General features: G+C 72.2%; 17 protein-coding genes. 5 read left to right on the plus strand and 12 right to left on the minus strand.

From position 1 onward, the window contains the following. Positions 1 to 138: 138 nt before the first annotated feature. Positions 139 to 2,355 (plus strand): TerD family protein, encoded by a 2,217-nt coding sequence (locus ACGFW5_RS14420; RefSeq protein WP_393834661.1) that lies wholly within the window; start codon positions 139 to 141, stop codon positions 2,353 to 2,355. Positions 2,356 to 2,408: 53 nt separating this feature from the next. Here ACGFW5_RS14420 and ACGFW5_RS14425 read toward each other — a convergent pair whose 3' ends face one another. The 3 genes from ACGFW5_RS14425 to ACGFW5_RS14435 all read right to left on the minus strand — a co-directional run bounded on the left by ACGFW5_RS14425 (position 2,409) and on the right by ACGFW5_RS14435 (position 8,230). Next, positions 2,409 to 3,650, minus strand: a complete 1,242-nt coding sequence (locus tag ACGFW5_RS14425; protein WP_393834529.1) for an SWIM zinc finger family protein — start codon at positions 3,648 to 3,650, stop codon at positions 2,409 to 2,411. Beyond that, a complete protein-coding gene (locus ACGFW5_RS14430; RefSeq protein WP_393834530.1) occupies positions 3,647 to 6,676 on the minus strand; it encodes a DEAD/DEAH box helicase in 3,030 nt (1,009 codons plus the stop codon). The genes ACGFW5_RS14425 and ACGFW5_RS14430 overlap by 4 nt, the downstream gene beginning before the upstream one ends. A 99-nt stretch (positions 6,677 to 6,775) precedes the next feature. Further along, on the minus strand, positions 6,776 to 8,230 hold the full coding sequence (locus ACGFW5_RS14435; RefSeq protein WP_393834531.1) for a carboxylesterase/lipase family protein: 1,455 nt from the start codon (positions 8,228 to 8,230) through the stop codon (positions 6,776 to 6,778). Positions 8,231 to 8,597: 367 nt separating this feature from the next. Here ACGFW5_RS14435 and ACGFW5_RS14440 point away from each other — a divergent pair, with 367 nt between their 5' ends. Beyond that, complete coding sequence (locus ACGFW5_RS14440) at positions 8,598 to 8,975, plus strand: hypothetical protein (RefSeq protein ID WP_393834532.1); 378 nt, start codon at positions 8,598 to 8,600, stop codon at positions 8,973 to 8,975. Between the two features lie 31 nt (positions 8,976 to 9,006). Here the strand turns inward: ACGFW5_RS14440 and ACGFW5_RS14445 are convergent, their stop codons facing one another. After that, positions 9,007 to 9,903 carry an acyltransferase domain-containing protein gene (locus ACGFW5_RS14445; RefSeq protein WP_393834533.1) on the minus strand — a complete coding sequence of 299 codons (897 nt, stop codon included), beginning with the start codon at positions 9,901 to 9,903 and terminating at the stop codon, positions 9,007 to 9,009. A 198-nt stretch (positions 9,904 to 10,101) separates the two neighbouring features. Here ACGFW5_RS14445 and ACGFW5_RS14450 point away from each other — a divergent pair, with 198 nt between their 5' ends. Further along, positions 10,102 to 10,365, plus strand: coding sequence for a DUF6343 family protein (locus ACGFW5_RS14450; protein ID WP_393834534.1), 264 nt, complete (start codon positions 10,102 to 10,104; stop codon positions 10,363 to 10,365). Positions 10,366 to 10,416: 51 nt separating this feature from the next. Here the strand turns inward: ACGFW5_RS14450 and ACGFW5_RS14455 are convergent, their stop codons facing one another. The 4 genes from ACGFW5_RS14455 to rpsA all read right to left on the minus strand — a co-directional run bounded on the left by ACGFW5_RS14455 (position 10,417) and on the right by rpsA (position 14,637). Further along, positions 10,417 to 10,830: a tetratricopeptide repeat protein gene (locus tag ACGFW5_RS14455; protein WP_393834535.1), complete on the minus strand. Its 414-nt coding sequence runs from the start codon at positions 10,828 to 10,830 to the stop codon at positions 10,417 to 10,419. A gap of 375 nt (positions 10,831 to 11,205) precedes the next feature. Continuing rightward, entirely contained in the window at positions 11,206 to 11,805 is a 600-nt protein-coding gene (gene coaE, locus ACGFW5_RS14460) for a dephospho-CoA kinase (protein WP_393834536.1), read from the minus strand. 22 nt (positions 11,806 to 11,827) lie between these two features. Continuing rightward, positions 11,828 to 12,709: a PAC2 family protein gene (locus ACGFW5_RS14465; protein WP_393834662.1), complete on the minus strand. Its 882-nt coding sequence runs from the start codon at positions 12,707 to 12,709 to the stop codon at positions 11,828 to 11,830. 428 nt (positions 12,710 to 13,137) lie between these two features. Continuing rightward, the gene (rpsA, locus tag ACGFW5_RS14470; protein ID WP_053729297.1) at positions 13,138 to 14,637 is read right to left on the minus strand and encodes a 30S ribosomal protein S1; all 1,500 of its coding nucleotides are present in this window, start codon (positions 14,635 to 14,637) and stop codon (positions 13,138 to 13,140) included. 374 nt (positions 14,638 to 15,011) lie between these two features. On the opposite strand from rpsA, the gene ACGFW5_RS14475 reads away from it, so the two are divergent. Continuing rightward, positions 15,012 to 15,851 (plus strand): class I SAM-dependent methyltransferase, encoded by an 840-nt coding sequence (locus ACGFW5_RS14475; RefSeq protein ID WP_393834537.1) that lies wholly within the window; start codon positions 15,012 to 15,014, stop codon positions 15,849 to 15,851. 294 nt (positions 15,852 to 16,145) lie between these two features. Then, the gene (gene hrpB, locus ACGFW5_RS14480) at positions 16,146 to 18,638 is read left to right on the plus strand and encodes an ATP-dependent helicase HrpB (RefSeq protein WP_393834538.1); all 2,493 of its coding nucleotides are present in this window, start codon (positions 16,146 to 16,148) and stop codon (positions 18,636 to 18,638) included. Here the strand turns inward: hrpB and ACGFW5_RS14485 are convergent. From ACGFW5_RS14485 to polA, 4 genes are all read right to left on the minus strand, one after another. Beyond that, positions 18,628 to 19,623: a DUF3068 domain-containing protein gene (locus tag ACGFW5_RS14485; RefSeq protein ID WP_393834539.1), complete on the minus strand. Its 996-nt coding sequence runs from the start codon at positions 19,621 to 19,623 to the stop codon at positions 18,628 to 18,630. The two genes, hrpB and ACGFW5_RS14485, sit on opposite strands and share 11 nt — an antisense overlap. A gap of 15 nt (positions 19,624 to 19,638) precedes the next feature. Beyond that, a complete protein-coding gene (locus ACGFW5_RS14490) occupies positions 19,639 to 19,794 on the minus strand; it encodes an SPW_0924 family protein (RefSeq protein ID WP_393834540.1) in 156 nt (51 codons plus the stop codon). Between the two features lie 151 nt (positions 19,795 to 19,945). Then, positions 19,946 to 21,661 carry a lytic transglycosylase domain-containing protein gene (locus ACGFW5_RS14495; protein ID WP_393834541.1) on the minus strand — a complete coding sequence of 572 codons (1,716 nt, stop codon included), beginning with the start codon at positions 21,659 to 21,661 and terminating at the stop codon, positions 19,946 to 19,948. Between the two features lie 482 nt (positions 21,662 to 22,143). Further along, complete coding sequence (gene polA / locus ACGFW5_RS14500; protein WP_393834542.1) at positions 22,144 to 24,855, minus strand: DNA polymerase I; 2,712 nt, start codon at positions 24,853 to 24,855, stop codon at positions 22,144 to 22,146. Positions 24,856 to 25,095 lie beyond the last annotated feature (240 nt).

Here is a 25,095-nt window from a genome sequence, read left to right on the forward strand (position 1 = left end):
TCTCGCTGGTGGCGCGGCCGTCGACCAGTAGGCTGAACGTCGCGCTCTTGGGGAGAGCCATAACTTTCCGTGAACAGAGGGCAGTTCGGCCCTGCCCGTGACGCCCTCCATCCCGTGGGGGGATCTCGTATGCATGAAATGGTCAAGGGTGCCAACGTCGGGCTGTCCGCGCTCAGCGAGAACGCGGACTCCGTCATCGTCAGCCTGAGCTGGAGCAGTCCGAGCGGTGAGGGCGACGCGGACGTGTCCGTGCTGCTGCTCGGCGCCAACGGCAAGGTCCGTGGCAACGCGGACTTCTTCTTCTACAACAACCCTGCCGCCGCCGACGGCACGGTGCACCTCCTTGGCGCGGCCCCGACGCAGAACGGCAGCGAGGACAGGATTCGGCTCGATCTGGCCGCGATTTCGGGGGAGGTCGATCGCGTCATCATCGCGGCGAGCCGCCATCGGCGGGCTCCTTTCGGGGAGTTGGAGAACATCCGCCTGGTGGTGACGGACGGTTCGGGCGATGGGCTGCTCGGCTTTTCCATCGACGGGGCGAGCACGGAGAGCGCGTTCGTCTTCGGCGAGATCTACCGGCGTGAGGAGGCGTGGAAGTTCCGGGCCATCGGCCAGGGTTACGATTCCGGGCTCGCCGGACTCGCGACCGATTACGGCATCGGCATCGACGAGGACGACGACCAGGAGAGCGACCAGGAGAGCGACCAGGTCAGCCCTCAGGCCGGCTCCCAGGTCGGCGAGTCCGGCGGAGCCGCCCCGTCCGGCGAAACCGCCGCGCCGGGTGCGGCCTGCGGCGTCGGCGAGGCCGGTGCGGCCGGCGGGCTCCCCGGGCCCGAAGGGCTCGGCGCGTTCCCGGCATCCGTCGACGGCGCGGGGCTCGGCGTCGAGGCGGCGGCGGTCCCGACTGCCGTGCCGGAGCAGCCCGTTGGGCCGGCCGCAGCCGCCATCCTCAGGGTGCCCGTCCAGCGCGGCGCCGACGTGGCCGCCGCGGGGCCGCCCGCTGTTGCCGCCCCCGCGCGCCGCCTGCGTACGGCCAAGAAGAAGGTCACGCTGCCCAAGGCGCCCAAGGCCTCGCTCGCGGAGAACGACGCGTGGCGCGCCGCGCGGCTGTTCCCCGCGTCCTCCCTGAAGAGTGACCGGGAGCGTGAGGTGCGGGCGACGTCCGTGCTGCTGGCGGTGATGAGTCAGGTGCCCGAGTTCGGGCGGCGGCTCACCGCGGCCTTCGGTGCGCCGGCCGGGCGGATGGAGACGTTCACGGAGGTCTCGCTCCCCCACGGCGACAGCCCCAAGCGGCCCGACGGTGTCATCCGCGTGGAGCGCGCGGGAAAGCTGTGGACGGCTCTCGTCGAGACCAAGACCAACGGCAACGCCCTGAAGAGCGAGCAGATCCAGGCCTATATGGACATCGCTGCCCGCCGGGGTTACGAAGCGGTCATCACTCTCTCCAACGACGTGGCCCTGGAGGGAAGTTCCCTGGTCGAGGTGAAGACCGACGGGAGGCGCAAGCACAAGGTCGCGCTGTGGCACCTGTCCTGGGCGGAGGTGACGCATCAGGCGCAGCTCCTCATCCGCCACGAAGGCGTACGCAACGAGGCGCACGCCTGGCTCCTCCAGGAGCTCCTGCACTACCTCCAGCACGACAACTCCGGCTGCCACGGCTTCCAGAACATGGGGCCGGCCTGGGTTCCGGTACGCAACGGGATCGACGAGGAGACGCTGACGCCGGGCGACCCCCGTTCCGTTCAGGTCGTCGAGAGCTGGGAGCGGTTGATCCGCCAGGTCTGTCTGCGGCTCGGCGGTGAACTCGGCGTGAAGGTGGTGCCGGTGCAGCGTGCCAAGCGTGGCACCGATCCGCACTCGCGCCGGGCGGAGCTGGCGCACCGTCTCTGTGTGGACGGCCAGCTGCGGGCGGAGATGCGGGTGGAGGGGGCGCCGGGCATCCTGGGTGTCGTCGCCGATCTGCGGATGGGGCGGTTGAGGACGTCCGTCGAGATCCCGGCCCCCGAACAGGGGTATCCGCTGTCCTGGGTGAAGCGGCTGATGAGGCAGCTCGCGGAGGCGCCGGCCGACCTTTATGTGCAGACGCTGCTCGAAGGGGACGCGGTCGGTCCGCGCGGCACCCTTGAGAAGCTGCGGCCCGAGCCCGGTGATCTGCTGCCGAAGGGGCCGGAAGTGATCACGGGGTTCCGGCTGTCGCTCTCCAAGAGCGTGGGCAGTACGCGCGGCAATGCCGAGACCGGGTTCATCCGTGGTGTCGACGCGGCCGTTGATCTGTTCCACTCCCATGTGGTGACGCGGTTGGAGCGGCCGCGGGCGGCTCAGCGCGGGGCGGGCGCCCCGGGGGCTTCCGTCTGACGCCACGGCCGCCGGGCTGGGCCGACCCGCCGGGCGGCCGGGCCGTCGGCGGGTCAGCCCAGCCGGGCGGTGAGCGCCCCGACCGGGTCGGGGTCGGGGCTGCCCCGGGGCCACCAGTCCTCCCGGTCCGGGTCGGACTCGTATCCGTACCAGAGCCCGTCGCGGCCGTAGCGGAGCTGGATGGTGGGGGTGGACAGGTGGTTGCGGCGGGGGCGGAAGCCGGGGAAGCCTGCGGCGCTGAGGGCCGGGCGGGCCCGGTCGAAGGGGCCGGCCGGCGGGTCCCAGGGCGTTTCGAGGACGGCCAGCGCCTCGGTGCCGCCTTGGCGCCATGCGGCCACCGCGCGCGCCAGGTCGGTGGGGGTGCGGTCGGTGGCCCGGGCCAGTGAGGTGTAGAGGGCGCGGGTGGTGGAGGTGAGCCCGGAGCCGGGGTGTGCGGCGGCAAGGCGCACCGCGTCCTGCCAGGTGGAGAGCGGCGCGATGGGGTCCTGGCCGGTGGTGAGCAGGGTGTGGGCGCGGATGGCCGCCTCGGTGGCGAGGAGGTCCAGGGACAGCGGGTCGGGGCCGCCATGCACCTCGGGGAAAGCGGGTGGGTGGCCGGGTCTGGGCGGGGTGGGGAACGGTGGTGGCAGCGGCGGCCGGGTGCGTGGCTGGATCGCCACGCGGGCCTGCACGGTGGGCAGTTGGGGCAGCGGGGCCGCCCGCTCCACGGCCATGCGGGTGGCGTTGCGCCGGGTGAGCGCGGCGAGGACTTCCTGCTCGCCCCGCCCGCGCATCAACAGCAGCACGAACGGATCCTCGTCCAGGAGGCGGGCGGTCTGGTAGCAGAGCGCCGCCGCGTGTTTGCAGGGGAAGCCGTCGTCGGGGCACGAGCAGTCGGGGATCAGGTCGCCGGAGGCGGGCAGCAGCGCCGCCTCGTCGGCCAGGTCGTGCGGCAGGTCCTTGTCGAGGAGCGCGGCGATGTGTGCGGGCGCTTGGGCCGCGGCGTCGAGGAAGTCTTCCCATGCCTGGTCGGGCAGGGTGCGCAGCCTCAGCTCCGTACGGTAGGGGCGGGGGCGTGAGCCGTGTACGTAGGCGGTGATGCGGCCGGGTGTGACGGTGATCGCGTCCACGTGGCCCGCTTGTGCGTAGGCGCGCCCGCGCGCCAGCCGGGCGGCGTCCAGGGCGAGTTCTTCCAGGGCCTGCACCCAGGCGTCGCCCCACCAGGTGCCGGTGCGCTCGGTGCGGGCGCCGAGGGCGGGGTAGGTGCGGCGGCGGTCGTCGTGGCGCGGGGTGCGGTGGCCGGGGCGTGTGGTCATGGGGCTCTCCGCAGGGCGATCAGGTCGGCCAGTTCCCGGTCGGTGAGTTCGGTCAGGGCGCTCTCGCCGGACCCGAGGACCGCTTCGGCGAGGCGTCGCTTGTGTTCGAGCATGTCGGCGATGCGTTCCTCGACGGTGCCCTCGGCGATGAGGCGGTGGACCTGGACCGGCTGGGTCTGGCCGATGCGGTAGGCGCGGTCGGTGGCCTGTTCCTCCACGGCCGGGTTCCACCAGCGGTCGTAGTGGATGACATGGCCGGCGCGGGTGAGGTTGAGGCCGGTGCCGGCGGCTTTGAGGGAGAGGATGAACACGGGGGCCTCGCCGGCCTGGAAGGCGTCGACCAGGCGATCCCGTTCGGCCACCGGTGTTCCCCCGTGGAGCAGTTGGGAGGGCACGCCGCGGGCGGTGAGGTGGCGGCTGAGCAGCCGGGCCATCGCGACGTACTGGGTGAAGACGAGGACCGAGCCGTCCTCGCTGAGGATGGTGTCCACGAGTTCGTCGAGCAGGGCGAGTTTGCCGGAGCGGGCCACCAGGCGCGGTGACTCCTCCTTCAGGTACTGCGCGGGGTGGTTGCAGATCTGTTTCAGTGCGGTGAGCAGCTTCATGATCTGGGCGCGGCGGGCGATGCCTTCGGATGCCTCCACCGCTGCCATCACTTCGCGGACCACCGCCTCGTAGAGGGCGGTCTGTTCGCGGGTCAGCGTCACCAGGTGGTCGGTCTGTGTCTTGGGGGGCAGCTCGGGCACGATGCCCGGGTCGGACTTCTTCCTTCTGAGGAGGAAGGGGCGGACCAGGCGGGCGAGGCGGGCCGCCGCGTCGTCGTCCTCTCCGTTCTCCACCAGGCGGGCGTGCCGGGCCCGGAACGCCTTCAGGGGGCCGAGCAGCCCGGGGGTCGTCCAGTCGAGCAGGGCCCACAGCTCGGAGAGGTTGTTCTCCACCGGGGTGCCGGTGAGCGCGACCCTGGCGGGGGCCGGGATGGTGCGGAGCGCCTTGGCGGTCGCCGAGAAGGGGTTCTTGACGTGTTGTGCCTCGTCGGCGACCACCATGTTCCAGGTGTGTGCGGCCAGTTGGGGTGCGCTGCCGCGCATGGTGGCGTACGTGGTGAGGACGAAGCCTCCTTGGCCGGCTTCCAGGGTGCGGCTGCTGCCGTGGAAGCGGCGTACCGCAACGCCCGGAGCGAAGCGGGCGATCTCGCGCTGCCAGTTGCCGAGCAGCGAGGCCGGGCAGATGACCAGGGTGGGCTCGCGGCGGGCGCGGCGAAGATGCAGGGCGATCACGGTGATGGTCTTGCCGAGGCCCATGTCGTCGGCGAGGCAGCCGCCGAGCCCCATGGACGTCATCATGTCGAGCCAGGCCAGGCCGCGCAGTTGGTAGTCGCGCAGGGTCGCGTCGAGCCCGGGCGGCTGTCCGGCGGTCGCGGGGCCTTCCAGGAGGCGGTCGCGGAGCACGGCGAGCGCTCCGGTCGGCACCGCTTCGACCGTCTCTCCTTCGACGTCGGCGGTGCCGGTGAGTGCGACGGACAGGGCGTCGACCGGGTCGAGGAGGCCGAGGTCGCGCTTTCTGGCCTTGCGTACGAGCTCGGGGTCGGCGATCACCCATTGGTCGCGCAGCCGCACGATCGGGCGGTGGGACTCGGCGAGGCGGTCCATCTCGGCGTCGGTGAGCGGTTCGCCCCCGAGGGCCAACTGCCAGTTGAAGGCGAGGAGTTCCCCGGCGTCGAAGAAGGACGTGCCGTCGGTGGCCGATCCCGGGGCGGGGCGGATGACGGCGGTGGCGCTGAGCGTGCGGGCCAGCTCGCGCGGCCAGTGGACGGCGACGCCTGCCGCGGCCAGCCGCGCCGATGCCTCACCCAGCAGCTCGTACAGTTCGGTCTCGGTGAGCGCCAGTACGTCCGGCACGCCGCGCTCCAGGAGGAGCCCGAGTGGCGGCCAGACGCGGGCGGCGCGGCGCAGGGCGAGCAGCGCGTCGACGCGGGCGCGCGGCCCGAAGGCCTCATTTCCGCTTCCGGCGGCGCCCGTTGGTCCGGCCGTGGTGGCCGCCGGGTTTGCGGGGGCTTCGCCGGACCACAGGTGGGCGGCGTCGACGACGAGGGTGGGGTCGGCGAGGCTGTGCACCTGGACGATCGCCGAGCCCGCGCGCCGCGCCTCGCCCTCTTCTTCGGATGCGGTGTCGAACAGCTCGTGTCCCGCGAGGTCCAGACGCAGTGAGATGCGTACGCCCGCGTCCATACCGGCGGCCGCCTCCGCCGCCCAGGCGTGGGCGGCCGGCAGGTGCTGGGCGGTGGGCGCCGCGAAGGGCGCCCCCGCCGCGTATGCCGCGGCGGGGGTGCGGGGCAGGCTGTCGGCGACCGCGTCGAGGAAGGCGCGCACCAGGGCCTGCGGCTCGGGCAGCTGAAGCGCGCCTCGGCCGGGGACGGGGACTCCGTACGCCTCGTACGGCATGGCGGCGGCGATGGCACGCAGCTGGGCGATGTCGTCCGCGTCCAGCGGGCCGGCCCGCCAGGCGTCGTGGCTTGTGGGGGTGAGCCCGGGCAGCAGCCGGCCGCGCGCGACCAGGTGCAGGGCGTGCAGGGCCGCGGCGCCCCAGCAGGCGGCGGCCGGATGCGCGGCGGGGTGGCGCCGGGCGTCGATCAGCAGGGGAAGGGCGTCGGCGACCGGCACGAGCAGGGCGGCGACCGTGCGGCTGCGGGCGCCGCCGCCCTGGCGGCGCACCACGGTCAGCTCGGACACTTCTCCCGGCGCCCCGGACGGGCCGTGCGGCAGCGGCCCCAGGTCCGGATCCCAGAAGGCGATTTTTCCGTCGCGGGGCAGCCCGGCGGGCAGGAACACGGCGGCCGCCGTGACACCGGGCCAGACCGGGGCCGCCTGCTCGACGCCGCCCGCGGCCCGGGCCGCGGGCGCCGCGGTCCGCCGGTCGATGCCCGGGCGCTCCGGCTCCCGGTGGGGCTGCTCCCACCGGGCGGGCGCCCGGTCACCGGAGGCCACCGGCTCCCGCTCGGCGTGCCGCATCGGTGTCGGCCGGTCCATCGCCGGTCACCTCCTTCGTCCGCGCGGTCGTGACGCGTCGCGTGCTTCGCGACTGGTCTACGACCTTACGGGCGAGGTCTGACAATGAGCCCCACGGCCTCAGCGCACCCCCTCCCACAAGGCACGTTCGTCGCCGCGCGGGTCGCACTCCACGCTCGGGGCGGTGTCGAAGATTCGGGTCGTACGGCGCTCCGCGTCGTAGGGAGCCCAGCCCGGATCGCCCGTCTTCGCAAAGGCCACCCAGGCGCCGTGCATCGCGTCCGCGAGCGGCTGCGCAGGGCGCGGGCCGAGCATCGGGGCGTAGGCGGGGTCGTCGAGCCGGTCGAAGACGTAGGCGAGCTCGGAGGCGTGGCAGGCGCCGAGCCGGCCGTCGTGGGCCGGGGAGCGCCGGGCGAATTCGTACACGTACGAGCCGGGTACCGACTCGGCGACGCGCAGGGCCGGGATCCGGTAGAACCAGTCGGTGGTGACCGCGTCGAACAGCTCGCCTGGCACGGCGTCCGGGCGGCGGTCCGCGTACACGGGCAGTGCCTTGTCGGGGTCGAGCCCGTACGCCGCTGTCGCCAGCCGGAGCTTGGACTGCGGCAGGACGTCGATGCGTTCGGTGGGCACGAGGAACAGGCGGTACTCCTCGCGGTTGCTGCCCACAAGGAACTCCACCCCGCAGTCCGCCGCCGGGGGCGCGAGCTCGTCGAGTACCGGCTCGAACGGCATCATGTTGAGCGCCGCCTCACCCCACAGCGCCGGGTCGGGGCGCGCCCCGATCTCGCCCCGCAGCTCGGCCTGGGCGGGCAGCAGCCTCTCCAGCGGGACGGCGGCGAATTCCTCCGCGGTCGCCTCGATGCCGAGTTTTTCCGCGAGCCTGGCCGTGATCAGCCGGGCGGACGCGGGCCGCAGGAAGTGGTGGGCGGCGCCACTCTGGAGGATCGCGCGCCGGAACAGGCCGCGGGCGCGGGGCTGCGCAAGCAGGGCGCCGATGCTCATGGCACCCGCCGACTCGCCGAAGACGGTCACCTGGCGGGGGTCGCCGCCGAATGCCTCGATGTTGTCGCGGACCCATTCCAGGGCGGCGATCTGGTCGAGCAGCCCGCGGTTGTCCGGCCGGTCCTCCAGCTTCAGGAAGCCGTCGGCGCCGAGCCGGTAGTTGATGCTGACGTAGACCACGCCGTCGCGCGCGAAGGCGCTTCCGTCGTAGGAGGACGCGGACCCCGAGCCGTTGGCGAAGGCGCCGCCGTGGATCCACACCATCACCGGGAGCCCGCCGCCGGGCGCCGGGTGCGGGCTCCAGATGTTCAGGTTGAGGCAGTCCTCGTCCTGGGGGCCGTCGTCCGGGATGAGGGTGTCGAAGGGCGGCGCGTAGGGCGCCCTGGGCATGCTCACTCCGTAGGAGAGCGCGTCTCGCACACCGTCCCAGGGGAGGGCCGGTGCCGGTGCCCGAAAGCGTGCCTCCCCGAAGGGGGGCGCGGCGAACGGGATGCCGAGGAAGGCGGCCACGTCGTCGGTGACGAGCCGTCCTCGCACCGCTCCCTGGCGGGTCGTACGGATGGGTTCCATCAGCTTCGTGCGCCTTCCGACGGGGTTCGAGCAGTGCCGTGCCGCAATCCTTCGCGCGTTCGACAGGTACCGCGTGCCCGGCTCCGGGCACCGCAATCTCTCGTACCCTGCCGCCGGCTCTCGCGTAAAGCCCCCGGACACGGCGGATCCGGACAAGCGGCGGCCGGGGCGCGGGGCGGCGCGGCCGGGGCGCGGGGCAGCCGGGGCGTGGCCTTGGTGGCCCGGCGCAGGGGCGTCATCGCCCGGTACAGGGGCGCGGTCGCCCGGGCGGGCTATGCGTGGGGCACACCGGATGCCGCGGACGCGGACAGGGGGCAGGCTGGCGGCACTGACCGCCGCAGCCATGCCGTACAGACGAGGACCGCTCATGTCCGTGCCCGCGTCCCAGTCCCCCGCCCCGACCTCGCGCCGCCGTCGCCGGCACCGGACCCGGATCGCCGCCGGAGCCGTGCTGCTCACCCTGGCCGCCACCGCTTGCTCCAGCCTCGGGCGGACGGCGATCGGCACCATCAGCTATACGGCGGGGCCGGACCGCGTCGTCACGTTCACCAGCCCCAAGGTGAGGGGCTGCCATCGGCTGCCCCCGGCCGGTACGACCGCGATCTCCAACAACACGCTCGTCGACATGGTCATGTACAGGACGCCGGATTGCACGGGCAAGGACACGACGTACGTGGGCAGCAGGCTCGCCAACAACGTGGCGGCGAAGGCCGCGCCCTGGCGCAGCTACAGCTTTGTGCACTGAGCGGTGATCAGGCCGCCGTCCGTGCCGGTGTCTACAGCGCGAACCAGCCGTGGCCCCGGTACCAGTGGCCGCCGCGCAGGAGGTGCTGGGTGACGGCACGCTGCACGGTGGTGCGTTGCGGGAGGTCCCCCAGGGGCAGCTCCGGGTCGCCGAAGACGAAGCCGACGGGTTCACGGTCGGCCGGCTCGTCGTCTTTGTAGGCGCTGCGGAACAAACCTTGGAATCGAAGAATGTTGGAGTCCTGGGGCAGGTGGTCCCGCAGCTGTTCGTCGAGCAGCCAGGAGTGGCACACGGCGACCCGGTGGCGCTCCTCGGGGAAGTGACGCGCGAAGAAGGTTCTGGCCCGGGCGATGGAGTCGGTGCACGCCCGTGGCGTCAGCGGGCCGTTGCAGTCGGGGATGTGAAGGTTCAGGCAGAGGTCGCCGGGCCCGGCGTCGAAGCCCGCAGCCCGCACGGCGCGGCCCGTGCGCTGCCCGAGCTCCGAGCGCTGGAACTGGAGCCGGCCGAGCTGGTAGATCTCCCCGCGCACGTGCAGCCGCAGCCAGTGGGGCGCGGCGAGCCCGCCGATTCCGTACCGCCTGTGGTGCAGCGCGATGTGCCGCCCGAGGTCGGCGAGCGTACGGCGTGAGACGTCTTGCGGAATGCCCCGCTCGCGGTGGTACGCCTTGGTGTAGGGCAGCGCCGCGACGGCGGTGAACACGGGAAACCAGCGCTCCAGGTCGCCCATCCCCTCGGGCAGGGCCGGCGGTTCCCGGCGGACTCCGATGCTTCCGATGTCCTCGACGAGGGCTCGCACCGCTTCCTCCAGGAGGTCACCGAGCTCGGGTTCGGCGGTGAACCGGGCGGCCAGCGAGGTCAGTTCGTTGATGTCCTCGTGTGGCACGGCGAGGTCGAGCAGCGTCTCGGGGAGGTCGTCGACGGGCAGCATGCGGCCACCCTAATCATCCCGTGCACCTTGCGCCTGGGCGTTCGGCCCGGCCCCGAGGCCCACGTCTCGTCGCATACGCATTAGGGATCAGCGAATGAGCGGATCGGCGGATCGGCGGGGCGGCGGATCGGTGGATCGGCGGGGCGTCGGCGGCTTCACCTCCGTCCCAGCGGGTACACCCCCATAGAGGCGATCATCATGCTGCGCACCGGTAACGAACCGATCACCGCCCGCAGCCCCCTGCGGATGCGGCTGTGGCTGAGCATCTGGGGCCTGATCTGGGCTCTCGGCGGCACGGCGGGCTTCGCCCTGGAGGGGCGGCCGGGGTGGATGGCGGCCTGCGCGGTGCTGGCGGCGCTGATCGTCGTCGACCTCGTCATGATCATCCGCCATATCCGGCAGGGCCCGCACTATCAGCCGGGCCGCGACATCCCGCCGTACGAGCCGCCCCGCTCACGCTGACGTCGCGCGGCCGCCCCGCGCCCGGCAAGGCCACGCCTGCGCGCCCGCCGGCTACCGCGGCGCGTCGTCCTCGAACCGCGCCGCCGTCAGATACTCCGGCTTCGGGTCCAGGGCCGCCGCCAGACGGAAGTGGCGAGTGGCCTGGTCGGGGCGGGCTTGGCGCTCATAGGTGCGGGCCAGGGCGAAGTGGGCGAAGGCGTTGTCCGGCTCGCGTTCCAGGACCAGCTGGAACTCCAGTTCCGCGGAACGGAGTTGGGCCGCGGCGAAGAACGCGCGGGCCCGGAGCAGGCGGGCCGCGGTGTTCTCGGGGTGCGCCGCGATGACCGAGTCGAGAAGTCTGACGGCACCACGCGGGTCCCGGGCAGCCAGCAGCTGCTCGGCGGCGCGGAAATCAATGACGTGCGTCTCGGGGGTGCTCTCGCCCACGTGCCTGTCCTTTCCCTTGCTGCGCGATGTCAACGCCATGCCCGGCCCGGCTATTCCGTATGCGTGCCGGGGCGGTCGCGCGCGGGGGCGCACGCTCAGCGCGCGGCCGCCGCCGGGGTCGGCCCGAGCAGCGGGCGATGGCCGCCCCCGCGGCCACGTACGCCCGGTCCATGGCGGTGCGTCCGCGGCCCTGAACGCCCCTGAACTCCCGGCCCACGGCGGTGCGTCCGCAGCCACGAACGCCCGACCCACGGCAGTGCGTCCGCAGCCCTGAACGCCCGGCTCACGGCAGTGCGTCCGCGGCCGATGAGCACGATGGTCCGCTGGGCACTCGGCCTCGTAGGGCACCCGTACGCCGGAGCCCGGCGGGAGGGGTTCGCGGCGGCTCGGGGCGACCGGCTCAGGGGCCGGGGCCTAGCGTCCGGCCCGCCGCACCAGTTCCGCCCAGACCTCTCGCACCTGCGGCTCAAGGGCCTCAAGGGCGCCGTCGTTGTCGATGACCAGGTCGGCGACGGCGAGGCGCTGGGCGCGGTCGGCCTGGGCTGCCATGCGGGCGCGGGCCTCGTCGGGCGTCATGCCGCGCAGCCGCACGAGCCGGTCGAGCTGGGTCTCGGGGGCGGCGTCGACGACGACGACCAGGTCGTACAGCGCCGCAAGGCCGTTCTCCGTCAGGAGGGGCACGTCGTGGATGACGACCGAGTCGGGGCCGGCCGCCGACTCCAGCGCCATCGACCGTGCGCCGACCAGTGGGTGCACGATCTTGTTCAGGGTGGCGAGCCGGTCGGGGTCGGAGAAGACGATGCCGCCCAGTCTGGGCCGGTCGAGGGTGCCGTCCTCGGACAGGATGGTGGGGCCGAACGCCTCGACCACGGCCGCCAGGCCCGCAGTGCCGGGCTCGACCACCTCCCGCGCGATCCTGTCCGCGTCGATCAATACGGCCCCGTAGGAGACGAGGAGCCGTGACACTTCGCTCTTGCCGGCGCCGATACCGCCGGTCAAACCCACCTTCAGCATGAGCCGAGCTTAGGCGCCGCCGTCAGGCGTCGCCCTCCCGCTCGGCGAGGAAACGCTCGAACTCCCTGCCCAGTTCCTCCGCCGAGGGGAGGTCCGCCGGTTCGGCGACCAGGTTGCCGCGCGATTCGGCGCCCGCCACCGCGTCGTACTGATGCTCAAGTCCCTGGACCAGGCTGACCAGTTCCTCGTCGCCCTCGCCGATCTGGCGCTCGATCTCGGTCTGCGTGCGCTGCGCCTCCGTACGGAGGCCGTGCGCGACGCTCGGCAGGACCAGGCCCGTGGCGGCCGTGACGGCTTCCAGGGCGGTCAGCGCCGCGTCGGGGTAGGACGAGCGCGCCACATAGTGCGGGACGTGCGCGGCGACGCCCAGGACGTCGTGGCCGGACTCCATCAGGCGGTACTCGACCAGTGATTCGGCGCTGCCGGGCACCTGCGCCTCGTCGAACGGCGAACGGTGTCCGGGCATCAGGTCCGTGCGGTTGCCGTGCGGGGTGAGGCCCACGGGCCGGGTGTGGGGGACGCCCATCGGGATGCCGTGGAAGTTGACCGACAGGCGCACCCCGAGCCGTTCGACGATCTGGCGCACGGCGAGCGCGAAGCGCTCCCACTCGACGTCCGGTTCGGGGCCCGACATCAGCAGGAAGGGCGCGCCCGTGGCGTCCTGCACCAGGCGGACCTCCAGGGCGGGGACTTCGAAGTCCGTCCAGCGGTCCCGGCGGAACGTCAGCAGGGGGCGGCGGGCGCGGTAGTCCACGAGCCGGTCGTGGTCGAAGCGGGCCACCACCTGGTGGGGCAGCGTCTCCAGCAGCTTCTCGACGATCTGCTCGCCGGTTTCGCCCGCGTCGATGTAGCCGTCGAAGTGATACAGCATGACCAGGCCGGCCGACTCCTGCGCGAGCGCCATGTCGACGACGGCGAGGCCCTTGGGCTCCCATGCGTACAAATCCTGCGCTTCAAGCACGATTACCGCTCCTCCTCGTGTTCACCAGGAAGAACGACGCTCAGGACGTGGGCATTCCCGTCCCCGGCGCTTTGACGGAAAGCCGCGGGCCGGACGCGGGATCTCGCGGGCGGCGCCGCCCGCGTGGTCCGCCGGGTCGCTGCGGGCCGGCCCACGTCGGCGGTCAACTGGGCCGTGGCGCGGCCGCGTTCACGCACCGCCCCCTTACAGCGGCGTCGTCCGGCCGCGGCTCGCCGTGGCCCTGGGGCCCTCGCCCCGGCCCGGGGGCCCTCGCCGTGGGTGTGCCGTACGGCGCCCGACATGGCGTAAGGCCCGCTCCCCCAGGGGGAACGGGCCTTACGTTCAGCTATCTACCGGCTGGGGTCGGAGCGTCAGCTCTGGCCGCCCGCCAGCTTCTCGCGCAGGGCAGCCAGCGCCTCGTCCGACGCCAGGGCGCCGGAGTTGTCGTCCGACTCCGAGGAGTACGAACCGCCGGAGACGCCCGCCGGGGCACCGGCCGGAGCGGCAGCGCCCTCGGCAGCGGCGGCCTCGTCGGCCTCGCGGGACTTGATGACCTGGGCCTGGTGCTGCTCGAAGCGCGACTGCGCCTCGGCGTACTGGCCCTCCCACGCCTCGCGCTGGGTCTCGTAGCCCTCGAGCCAGTCGTTGGTCTCGGGGTCGAAGCCCTCGGGGTAGATGTAGTTGCCCTGGTCGTCGTAGGACGCGGCCATGCCGTACAGGGTCGGGTCGAACTCGACCGACGCCGGGTCGGCACCGAAGGACTCGTTGGCCTGCTTCAGGGACAGCGAGATCCGGCGACGCTCAAGGTCGATGTCGATGACCTTGACGAAGATCTCGTCGTTGACCTGGACGACCTGCTCCGGGATCTCCACGTGGCGCTCGGCCAGCTCGGAGATGTGGACCAGGCCCTCGATGCCCTCGTCGACGCGCACGAACGCACCGAACGGAACGAGCTTGGTGACCTTACCGGGGACAACCTGCCCGATCTGGTGCGTACGGGCGAACTGCTGCCACGGGTCTTCCTGCGTCGCCTTCAGCGACAGGGAGACACGCTCGCGGTCCATGTCGACGTCGAGGACCTCGACGGTGACTTCCTGGCCGACCTCGACAACCTCGGACGGGTGGTCGATGTGCTTCCAGGACAGCTCGGAGACGTGGACGAGACCGTCGACGCCACCCAGGTCCACGAACGCACCGAAGTTGACGATCGAGGAGACGACGCCGGAGCGGACCTGACCCTTCTGCAGGGTCGTGAGGAACGTCTGGCGAACCTCGGACTGGGTCTGCTCAAGCCAGGCGCGGCGGGACAGGACCACGTTGTTGCGGTTCTTGTCCAGCTCGATGATCTTCGCCTCAAGCTCCTTGCCCACGTAGGGCTGGAGGTCGCGGACACGACGCATCTCGACGAGGGAGGCCGGCAGGAAGCCACGGAGGCCGATGTCGAGGATGAGACCACCCTTGACAACCTCGATGACGGTACCGGTGACGATGCCGTCTTCTTCCTTGATCTTCTCGATCGTGCCCCAGGCACGCTCGTACTGAGCGCGCTTCTTGGACAGGATCAGACGGCCTTCCTTGTCCTCCTTCTGGAGAACCAGGGCCTCGATCTCGTCGCCGACCTTGACGACCTCGTTCGGGTCGACGTCGTGCTTGATCGAGAGCTCACGGCTCGGGATCACGCCTTCGGTCTTGTAACCGATGTCGAGCAGGACCTCGTCCCGGTCGACCTTCACGATGACGCCGTCGACGATGTCGCCGTCGTTGAAGTACTTGATCGTCTCGTCGATCGCGGCGAGGAAGGCTTCCTCGTTACCGATGTCGTTGACCGCTACCTGCGGAGTGGTAGAGGTGGTCTCGGTGCTGCTCGTCATGTGGGAAAGGGCTCCGGTTACGGACAGAAAGTCGTAGGTACTGCCACGCCGAGAGCCCGTATCGCCTCTGCAGAAGCCGGACAGCCAGGGAAGCGCCTGTCCGGGTCGGTCCGGATGGCGCCTCGACAAACCGAGGGGACATACAACAGATGGAAGCGCGCCTGCTAGGTCTGAGGTGCGCAGGCTCGCAGCGCAACTTGTAGCATACGGGGGCAGCCGGACAGGGTCAATGCGCGAAGGCGCACACCCGGGGCGGATCCCCGCAATCCCGGCACAACTAAGGTTCCCCGAGGCCACGATGGGCCCCCGCGACCTCTTTCGAGACCTGCGCGCACACGAGGTCGCGTTCCGCGCAAACTACAACGACGGACACGATGAGCCAAGAGATCCAAGCGTACGAGTCCGAGAACGGGTCCGGATCCGAGCCGGAGGCGACGCGTCGTGCCGCCGGGGACACGGAGAGCAGCCGGGCGAGCCGCGGCTGGTGGGACCGGAACGCCGACGAGTACCAGGGCGATCACGGGGCCTTCCTCGGCGACGACCGCTTCGTGTGGGGTCCCGAGGGCCTGGACGAAGCGGAGGCCCGGCTGCTCGGCCCCGAGGGGTCGTTGCAGGGGCTCGACGTGCTGGAGATCGGCGCGGGCGCCGCCCAGTGTTCGCGCTGGCTGGCCGCCCAGGGCGCGCGCCCGGTGGCCCTAGACCTCTCGCACCGGCAGCTCCAGCACGCGCTGCGCATCGACGGCGGCACGTTCGCCCTGGTCGAGGCGGACGCGGGCGCCCTGCCCTTCGCGGACGCCTCCTTCGACCTGGCGTGCTCGGCCTATGGCGCGGTCCCCTTCGTCGCGGACCCGGTGAAGGTCTTCCGCGAGGTCCGACGGGTGCTGCGGCCCGGCGGCCGGTGGGTCTTCTCGGTCACGCATCCCATCCGCTGGGCGTTCCCCGACGAGCCCGGCCCCGAGGGCCTGTCCGTCGCCGCCTCCTATTTCGACCGGACGCCGTACGTCGAGCAGGACGAGAGCGGCCGTGCCCTGTATGTGGAGCACCACCGCACGCTGGGCGACCGGGTGCGGGACGTGGTCGCGGGCGGCTTCCGCCTGGCAGACCTCGTGGAACCGGAGTGGCCGGCCTGGAACTCCCAGGAGTGGGGCGGCTGGTCCCCCCTGCGCGGCAACCTGATCCCCGGGACCGCGATCTTCGTGTGCGTACGGGACTGAGGCGGCCCGGCGTCTGAAGACGGGGCTAAGAGGGGGCCCCGGCGCCTGCGCGGACGGGACTGAAGGGGTCCGGCGTCTGAGCACGGGACTGAGGCGACCCGGCGTCTGCGGACGGGGCCAAGGGGGCCCGGTGTCCGGGGAGCCGAGCGTCCGGGGGCGCTGCCCGGACCGGCCGTACGAGACGGGTCCCGCCCGGCCTCGGCCCGGCGCCCGCCATCCCGGCCGGTCATACAAGCCCACCGGCCCTGTGGACAGGGCGCCGCACGGTCCGGCGGGACGTACGACACTGAGCGCATGATCCGAACCGACGCACTCGACGCCCTCCCGGTCCGCGAGGCCGTGCCCGAGCTGCTGGCCGCGCTCGACGGGCACGGGACGGCCGTGCTGTGCGCCCCGCCCGGCACCGGCAAGACCACCCTGGTGCCGCTGGTCCTCGCCGGCCTGCTTGGCGACGGCCCGGTGCGCCGGGTCGTGGTCGCCGAGCCCCGCCGGATAGCGGCCCGGGCGGCCGCGCGCCGGATGGCCTGGCTGCTCGGTGAGCGGACGGGCGAGCGGGTCGGTTTCACCGTGCGGGGCGAACGCTCCGTCGGGCCCGGCACCGTCGTCGAGGTCGTCACCACCGGCGTGCTGCTCCAACGCCTCCAACGCGACCAGGAGTTGGCGGGTGTCGACGTCGTCGTCATCGACGAGTGCCACGAACGTCACCTGGACGCGGACACGGTGGCCGCCTTCCTCATGGACGTACGGACCGCGCTGCGGCCCGAGCTGCGCCTGGTGGCGGCGTCCGCGACGACCGACGCCGAGGGCTGGGCCCGGCTGCTCGGGGACGCACCGGTCGTGGAGGCCGCCGCAGTGGCGCACCCCGTGGACGTGGTGTGGGCGCCGCCCACCCAGCCCGTGCGGCCCCCGCACGGCATGCGGGTGGACCCCGCGCTGCTCTCCCATGTGGCCGCCACGGTGCGTCGGGCACTGTCCGAGCGGGACGGCGATGTGCTCTGCTTCCTGCCGGGCGTGGGCGAAATCGCCCGGGTGGCACGGCAGTTGAGCGATCTGGACGGCATCGAAGTCCTCCAGGTCCACGGCCGCGCCCCGGCTTCCGTGCAGGACGCGGTGCTCACCGGGTCCGCAGGGCGACGCGTCGTCCTGGCGACGTCGGTCGCCGAGTCCTCACTGACCGTGCCGGGGGCGCGGGTGGTCGTGGACTGCGGGCTGGCCCGCGAGCCGCGGGTGGATCACGCCCGGGGGCTCGGCGCGCTGACCACCGTACGGGCCTCGCAGGCTGCTTCCCGCCAGCGCGCGGGGCGGGCGGGGCGAGAGGCCCCTGGCGTGGTCTACCGCTGTTGGACCGAGGCGGAGAACAGCCGGCTGCCGCGCTTCCCTGCCCCCGAGATCAAGGTCGCCGACCTCTGCGCGTTCGCCCTGCAGGCCGCCTGCTGGGGCGACCCGTCGGCGCAAGGCCTCGCCCTGCTCGACGCGCCTCCGGCGGGTGCGATGGCCGCGGCCCGCACCGTTTTGACGGCGATCGGGGCGGTGGACGAACAGGGCCGCGCCACCGACCGTGGCGCCCGGATGTCCCGGCTCGGGCTGCACCCCCGGCTCGCCCGGGCCCTCCTGGACGGCGCTTCGGAGGTCGGCGGCCGGCGCGCCGCGGAAATGGTGGCCCTGCTGAGCGAGGAGCCGCCGCGCGAGTACGGGGACGAGCTGGCGGCGGCCTGGCGCACGGCACGCCGGGGCGGCGACGGGTACGCGGCGCGCTGGCTCCAGGAGGTGCGGCGCCTCACCGCGTTCGCCGGGAGCCATCCCGAGAAGGGCTCGGCCGATGCGGCGGCCGGGCTCGTCGCGGCCCTTGCGTTCCCCGAGCGCGTGGCGCGGGCGCGCGGCGGCGGCTCGTTCCTCATGGTGTCCGGCACCGGCGCGCAGGCGGCACAGGGCTCGGGGCTGAGCACGGCGGACTGGCTGGCGGTGGCCGTCGCCGACCGGCCCGTGCAGGCGGCGTCCGCCAGGATCCGGCTGGCCGCGGTGATCGACGAGCCGACGGCCCGGTTGGCCGCCGGGCACCTGGTGAGCGAGGGCGAGGAGGTGCGCTGGGAGGACACCGACGTGGTGGCCCGCCGGGTGGCCAGGCTCGGCTCGGTCGAGCTGTCCGTACGGCCGCTGAAGAACCCGGACCCCGCACTCGTGCGGGACGCGCTCCTGGAGGGCCTGACGCGCGAAGGGCTCGGGCTTCTGCGCTGGACCCGTGAGGCACAGGGGCTGCGGGAGCGGCTCGCGTTCGTGCACCGGGTGCGGGGGGAGCCCTGGCCGGATGTGGCCGACGCGGCGCTGCTCGACGCGGCATCGCAGTGGCTTGAGCCGGAGCTTTCGCGGGCCCGGCGCCGGTCCGATCTGGGCCGTATCGAGGCGGGCGCCGCACTCAGCCGGCTGCTGCCGTGGGCGACCGGGGAGGCGGCCCGGCTCGACGAGCTGGCTCCGGAACGCATCCAGGTGCCCAGCGGATCACGGATACGGGTGGAATACGGGGGTGAACAGCCCGTCCTCGCGGTCAAGTTGCAGGAGATGTTCGGCCTTGACGGCACACCGGAGGTCGCCGGCGTGCCCGTCCTCATCCATCTGCTCTCCCCGGCGGGCCGGCCGGCCGCCGTCACCGCCGACCTCGCGAACTTCTGGCGGGAGGGGTACCGCGCCGTGCGGGCCGAGCTGCGTGGGCGCTATCCCAAGCATCCGTGGCCGGAGGATCCGACGGCGGCGCAGGCGACGCGGTTCACCAAGGCCCGGCTCAAGCAGTGACGGGATCGAGGTGTTCGGTGACGGCGGGCGGCGGCCCGCCGGGGCGGCGGGCGCGCGCCTCCAGCCACAGGGAGAGCGCGAGCAGGGCGATCCCCAGGCCGAGAAATCCCCAGGGCAGATAGGAGGTGAGCATCAGGACCAGGCTGCGGTTCTTCTTGACCAGGTCGACGGTGTAGTCGACGTAGTCCGCACGCATCTTCACGTCGCCCGCGAACACGGTCACCTTGTCCCGGCCGCCGAGGAGGGTGCCGCCGCGCATCTCTTCCTGGTTCATCTCCTCGCCGTTGACGGGGGCGCCGGTGACCGGGTCGATCCAGAACTTGCGGGTGGTGGTGTACCAGAGGGAGGTTCCGGTGGTCTTCTCCAGGGTGCTGGAGTCGATACCGGGCAGCGGCATCTTCTTCGGATAGGGCACCTTGGTCCACGGGATCGTCTGCTCGAAGTAGTACACGTCGAGTCCGTGGAACGTCCGGGTGCCCCGGTAGTGAATGGGCGCGGAGGTGCGGGCCTGGAAGTCGAAGTACTCGTAGTCCCGCTTCTCGGTCAGGAACGGCCACTTGAACTCGATGCCCTTGCGCTGGACGGCGTCGCCGTCGACCATCTCGCCGGTGGCGTGGACGGGCGCCTGGCTGTGCGCGTCGAAGATGTAGCGCTCGGGTATCTCGGAGACCATCTTGCCGTCCGGTCCTTGGATGTAGGAGAGGGTGTCCCACACCACGACGTCGTTGCCCGCGCTCTTCTCGATCTGCTTGGCGGCCTCGACATTGCCCTTGAGTGTCTGGACGACCGTCACCTTGGGGACCGTTCTGGACTGCATGGTGGCGTAGTCGATGAGGGTGGCGTTCTTCGCTTCGAGGACCGCTTCCTGGTACTGGCCGGGCGGGATCTTGGCCAGCCGGGGGAAGGCGTACCAGCGGAGCAGGGGCGACAGGGCGGCGAAGAACACGGCAAGGGCGAGCAGGACGAGACTGGCTTTGCGGCGCATGGACCTGCTCTTCCTCTACTTGGTCTGGGTGATCTTCCCCGGGGCGCTCGGCACGGTGGTGAGCAGCGGCTTCGGCGAGGTCGTGCCGTCGGGGGCGCCGATGGCCGAGACGGTCAGGACGAGGGCGAGGGCGGCGGCCAGCCCGATCGCGGCGGCTATGAGGGCGCGCATGCTCGACCTCCAGTGAACTGATGGGCCGTCAGGAAGGGGCACGGTAGCAACGCCCGGCGCAGATGAGAACACGTCGAACAGCCCCTCTGCCGTCGGACGGCAAAGGGGCTGCTGAAGTACGGGACGCCGAAGTACGGGACAGGGACTGCCCTCAGGAAGTGGCGGCCACCTTGAGTTCAAGGGTCAGCGTGGCGCCGCCCTCGGTGGTGATGCGGAGCAGGAACGTGCCGGTCTCGCCGTCCGCGTACATCTTCGGCAGGACCAGAACACCGTTCGCGTCGGTCTTCAGATCCTTCAGCTCGCGGACCGGATTGTTCTTGGCGTCCTTGAAGTAGGGGCCCTTGTCGTTGACCTTGGGCGCGGCCTTCGCGTCGGCGCCCGCGGCCGGCGCCGCGATCATCGTCGCGGATGCCGCGACACCGGAGGCCGCGGCGCCCTTGTAGGTCGCCTTGACCGACACCGCGTTCGCGAACTCACCGTTCGGTGCGGCCGTCAACTCCTTGGCGTCGCCGCGGACCAGCCCATCGGCCTGCCGGGCGAGGACCGTCGCCTTCCACTCGACGGCGGGCAGCGCGGACGTGACGACGGTGGCGCGCACCGTGAACGTGCCGGTCCTCTCGCCCGCCTTCAGCGCCGGCGCCACCGCCGTACCGTCCGCCGTGGTCGGCGCGGAAGCGGTGGTGGAGCCGTTGGCGAACCGGGTGTCGGTGTCGCCGACGATCTCGAACTTCACCGTCACCTGGGCCATGGCCTTGCCGGCCCCGTCCTTCACCCGCGCCGTCGGCTGCCCGGCGAAGGCGCCACCGGAGAACGCCGTCAGCTCCTTGGTGCCCGCGTCCTCCAGGGTCGTCGGCCGCGCCACCGGTGTCGGCGTCACGTCTCCGCCCGGCTTGGTGGGAACGACCGGCGGCTTCGTCTGCGGGGCCGGCGGCGTGGGGGTCGGGTTCGGAGTCGGCTTGGTGGTGTGCCGGGGGGCCGGCGTGGTGCTGGGCGGCGTCTTCGACGTGGCCGGGGGCCGTGTGCTCGGGGTCTGGTCGCTGCGGTGCCCGGGCAGCGAGCCCGTGCCGTCGGGAACCTCGAAGCTGCCGCGCCGGTAGAAGTCGAACCACGTCGTGACGGTGGTCAGGTACTCCTGCGACTGGTTGTAGCTCAGGATCGCCCTGTCGAGATCGGCCTTGACCGCGAGGTCGCGGCCGTTGCCGCACAGGTAGAACCCGGCGGCGAGCGCGGCGTCGTAGACGTTGTTCGGGTCGTTCACGCCGTCGCCGTTGCCGTCGCGGCCCGAGTGCGCCCAGGTCGACGGGATGAACTGCATGGGCCCCACCGCCCGGTCGTGCACCTTGTCACCGTCGTACGCGCCGCCATCGGTGTCGGTGATGTTGGCGAACCCGGCGCCGTTGAGCACCGGGCCGAGGATCGGGGTGAGCGTCGTGCCGTTGGCATCGACCCGGCCGCCGTTCGCGTGGCCCGACTCGACCTTGCCGATACCGCCGAGCAACTGCCAGGGCAGGTGACAGTCCGGCCGGCTCGTCGCGAGCGCCGCCTGCGCCTTCTTGTACGCGTCGAGCACCGTGGCGGGTATGCCCTGCTGGTCACCGACAAGCGTCGTCCCCGCGGGCGGGTTCACCGCGTTCGGCGGGGTCGGCGAGGTGAGCGGCGGAAGGTCCGTGTAGTACGGCGAGTTGCCCGAGGCGGGGGCGTTCGGTGTGGGGGTCGGCGTCACGTCCGAGGCCGACTGGTCCGTCGGGCTGCTCGCGTGCACGACCGCAGGCGCTTGCGATGCGGAAAGCGCCGCCACCGCCAGCGCGGCCACAGCCGTGGTCCCCGCTCCCTTGCGCAGTCGTCGGCCCATGTGCTGCGGTGCCATACGTCAAGTCCCTCCCCGGTACTCGGCCTTCGCGCTCCCCAGCGCGAGAACTCAGGTGACACTACGGCAACCAAGGGCGCCATGACACCGTCGCATGACCGGATTTCACTGATTCGCCACGTGCCCCGTGCCGGCGGACGACAGAGGAACCGGCTCCGCATACCGAACGCCGTTGATCACTGACAGGTACTGATGTCTGTCGGTTGACGTTGGGTAGCGGTCATCTGTCGCACGTCACCGGCCCCGTGCTCCGGGACAGCCGTCATCGGTCATCCGATGTCCGGATGACGTCTCACATTCAATGGCCCACCGCTAACGGACGGCTAACGGACGCCTCCCGGGCGCGGCCCCGGGCAGGAGCGGCCCCGGGCAGGAGCCGGCCCGGGGCAGGGGCGGCGCAGGGCGACGGCGGGGCAGCTCCGGGGCAGGAGCGGAGGCGGGGCGGGGCCCCCTCGGAAGGGAAGGGTCCCCCGCCCCCTTCCTCAGTGTGCCGCCGATTCCCAGTCGTTGCCGGAGCCCACCGAGACGTCCAGCGGGGCGCGCAGTGACACCGCTCCCGCCATCTCGCGGCGCACCAGGGCCTCGACCTGTTCGCGCTCGCCCGGCGCGATTTCCAGGACGATTTCGTCGTGGACCTGGAGCAGCAGCCGGGAGGTGAGGCCCGCCTCGGTCAGGGCGCGGTCCACGTTCAGCATGGCGACCTTGACGATGTCCGCGGCCGTGCCCTGGATGGGGGCGTTGAGCGCCATCCGCTCGGCCATCTCGCGGCGTTGGCGGTTGTCGCTGTTGAGGTCGGGAAGGTAGCGCCGCCGGCCGAGCATCGTCTCCGTGTAGCCCGTCGCGCGGGCTTCCTCGACGGCGCGCTGCAGGTAGTCCCGTACGCCGCCGAAACGCTCGAAGAAGGTGTCCATCAGGCCGCGGGCCTCGCCGGCTTCGATGTTCAGCTGCTGGGAGAGGCCGAAGGCGGACAGGCCGTAGGCCAGGCCGTACGACATCGCCTTGATCTTGCGGCGCATCTCGGGGTCGACCTGGGACTTGTCCACGCCGAACACCTGGGAGGCGACCGTAGTGTGCAGGTCCTCGCCGGAGGTGAACGCCTCGATGAGGCCCGCGTCCTCGGACAGGTGGGCCATCACGCGCAGTTCGATCTGGCTGTAGTCCGCGGTGAGCAGCGACTCGTAGCCTTCGCCGACCACGAAGCCCCGCCGGATGGCGCGGCCCTCGTCGGTGCGGACGGGGATGTTCTGCAGGTTGGGGTCGGTGGAGGAGAGGCGGCCGGTCGCGGCGACCGTCTGGTTGAAGGTGGTGTGGATGCGGCCGTCCGCGGCGATCGTCTTGACCAGGCCCTCGACGGTGACCCGCAGTTTCGCCTGCTCGCGGTGGCGCAGCATGACGACGGGCAGTTCGTGTTCGGTCTGGGCGGCGAGCCAGGCCAGCGCGTCGGCGTCCGTCGTGTAGCCGGTCTTGGTCTTCTTCGTCTTGGGCAGGGCCAGTTCACCGAAGAGGACTTCCTGGAGCTGCTTGGGCGAGCCCAGGTTGAACTCGTGGCCGACCGAGGCGTGGGCCTCCTTCACGGCCTGCTGCACCGCGCCGGCGAACTGCTGCTCCATGGCTTCCAGGTGGGCGCGGTCGGCGGCGATGCCGTACCGCTCCATGCGGGCCAGGAGGAGGGAGGTGGGCAGTTCGACGTGGTGCAGCAGATCGGTCGCGCCGACCTCCTTCAGCCGCTCGGTGAACGCGCCGCCCAGGTCGAGGACGGCTCGGGCCTGCGTCATCAGGGCGGCTGCCTCGGCCTCGTCGTCCGCGCCGAAGGCGAGCTGTCCGTCGGCGGCGCCGGCGGGGGCCAGCTCGCGGCCCAGGTACTCGATCGTCAGGGCGTCCAGGGCGAAGGAGCGGCGGCCCGGCTTGACGAGGTAGGCGGCGAGCGCGGTGTCCATGGTGACGCCGGCGATGCTCCAGCCGTGCTCGGGGAAGACCCGCATCGCGGCCTTGGCGTTGTGCATGATCTTGGGCTGGGCGGGGTCGGCGATCCAGGCGGCGAAGGCCCGCTCATCGCTTTCGTCGATCAGTGCCGGGTCGAACCAGCCGGCCGCTCCGCCGGCCGCGGCGAGCGCGACCTCGGTGACGCTGCCGGAGCCGAGCGCCCAGGTGTCGACGGTCGCCACGCCGAGCGGCTGCCCGCCGTGCTCGGCCAGCCACGGGGCGAGGTCGCCCGCGCCCAGGACGGTGCCGTCGACGTCGACCCCGGCGGCCGGCTCGGGGGCCTGTGCCTCGGCCGCGCCCGGGTCGACGGCGAGCAGCCGCTCGCGCAGCGACGGGTTGCGGATCTCCAGGACGTCCAGGACGCCGGTCACGGCGGCGCGGTCGTAGGCGGCGCGCTCCAGCTCGGCCGGGCCCTTGGGCAGTGCGACATCCTTGACCATTTCGGTCAGGCGGCGGTTGAGCTTGACCGCGTCCAGGTGGTCGCGGAGGTTCTGCCCGGCTTTGCCCTTGACTTCTTCGGCGCGCTCGACGAGCTCGGCGAACGAACCGAACTGGTTGATCCACTTCGCGGCGGTCTTCTCGCCGACGCCGGGGATGCCCGGCAGGTTGTCCGACGGGTCGCCGCGCAGCGCCGCGAAGTCCGGGTACTGCTGGGGGGTCAGGCCGTACTTCTCCTCGACCTTCGCCGGGGTGAAGCGGGTCAGCTCGGAGACGCCCTTGGTGGGGTAGAGGACGGTGACGTGGTCGGAGACGAGCTGGAAGGAGTCGCGGTCGCCGGTGACGATCAGGACCTCGTAGCCGGCTGCTTCGGCCTGCGTGGCCAGGGTGGCGATGATGTCGTCGGCCTCGAAGCCGTCGGTGGCGAACCGGTCGACGTGCATCGCGTCGAGCAGTTCGCCGATCAGCTCGACCTGGCCCTTGAACTCGTCGGGGGTCTTGGACCGGTTCGCCTTGTAGTCGGGGAACTCCGTGGAGCGCCACGTCTTGCGGGACACGTCGAACGCGACCGCGAAGTGCGTGGGCGCCTCGTCACGCAGGGTGTTCGCGAGCATGGACATGAAGCCGTAGACCGCGTTGGTGGGCTGGCCCGTCGCGGTCGTGAAGTTCTCCGCGGGCAGCGCGAAGAACGCCCGGTACGCCAGGGAGTGCCCGTCCATGAGGAGCAGGCGCGGTCGGTTGTCCGGGGTCTTCTTCGATGCTGTCTCAGCCATGACCCCGATCCTGCCACGCCCCACTGACAATCCTGGCCAGTCCCGGGGACCGCCCCCAGACACACAGCCTCCTCGGCACCGGGACCGGCCCCTGCACGCACAGCCTCTTCGGCACCGGGACCGGCCCCTGGACCCACGGCCTCCTCGGCACCGGGACCGGCCCCCCGGCGTGCGGCCCTTCGGCGACGGGACCGCCCTGGACGCGCGGCCTCCTCGGCGGCGGGGGCCGTCGGTGGGGCG

The sequence above is a fragment of the Streptomyces sp. NPDC048416 genome, assembly GCF_043200435.1.
Taxonomy (GTDB): domain Bacteria; phylum Actinomycetota; class Actinomycetes; order Streptomycetales; family Streptomycetaceae; genus Streptomyces.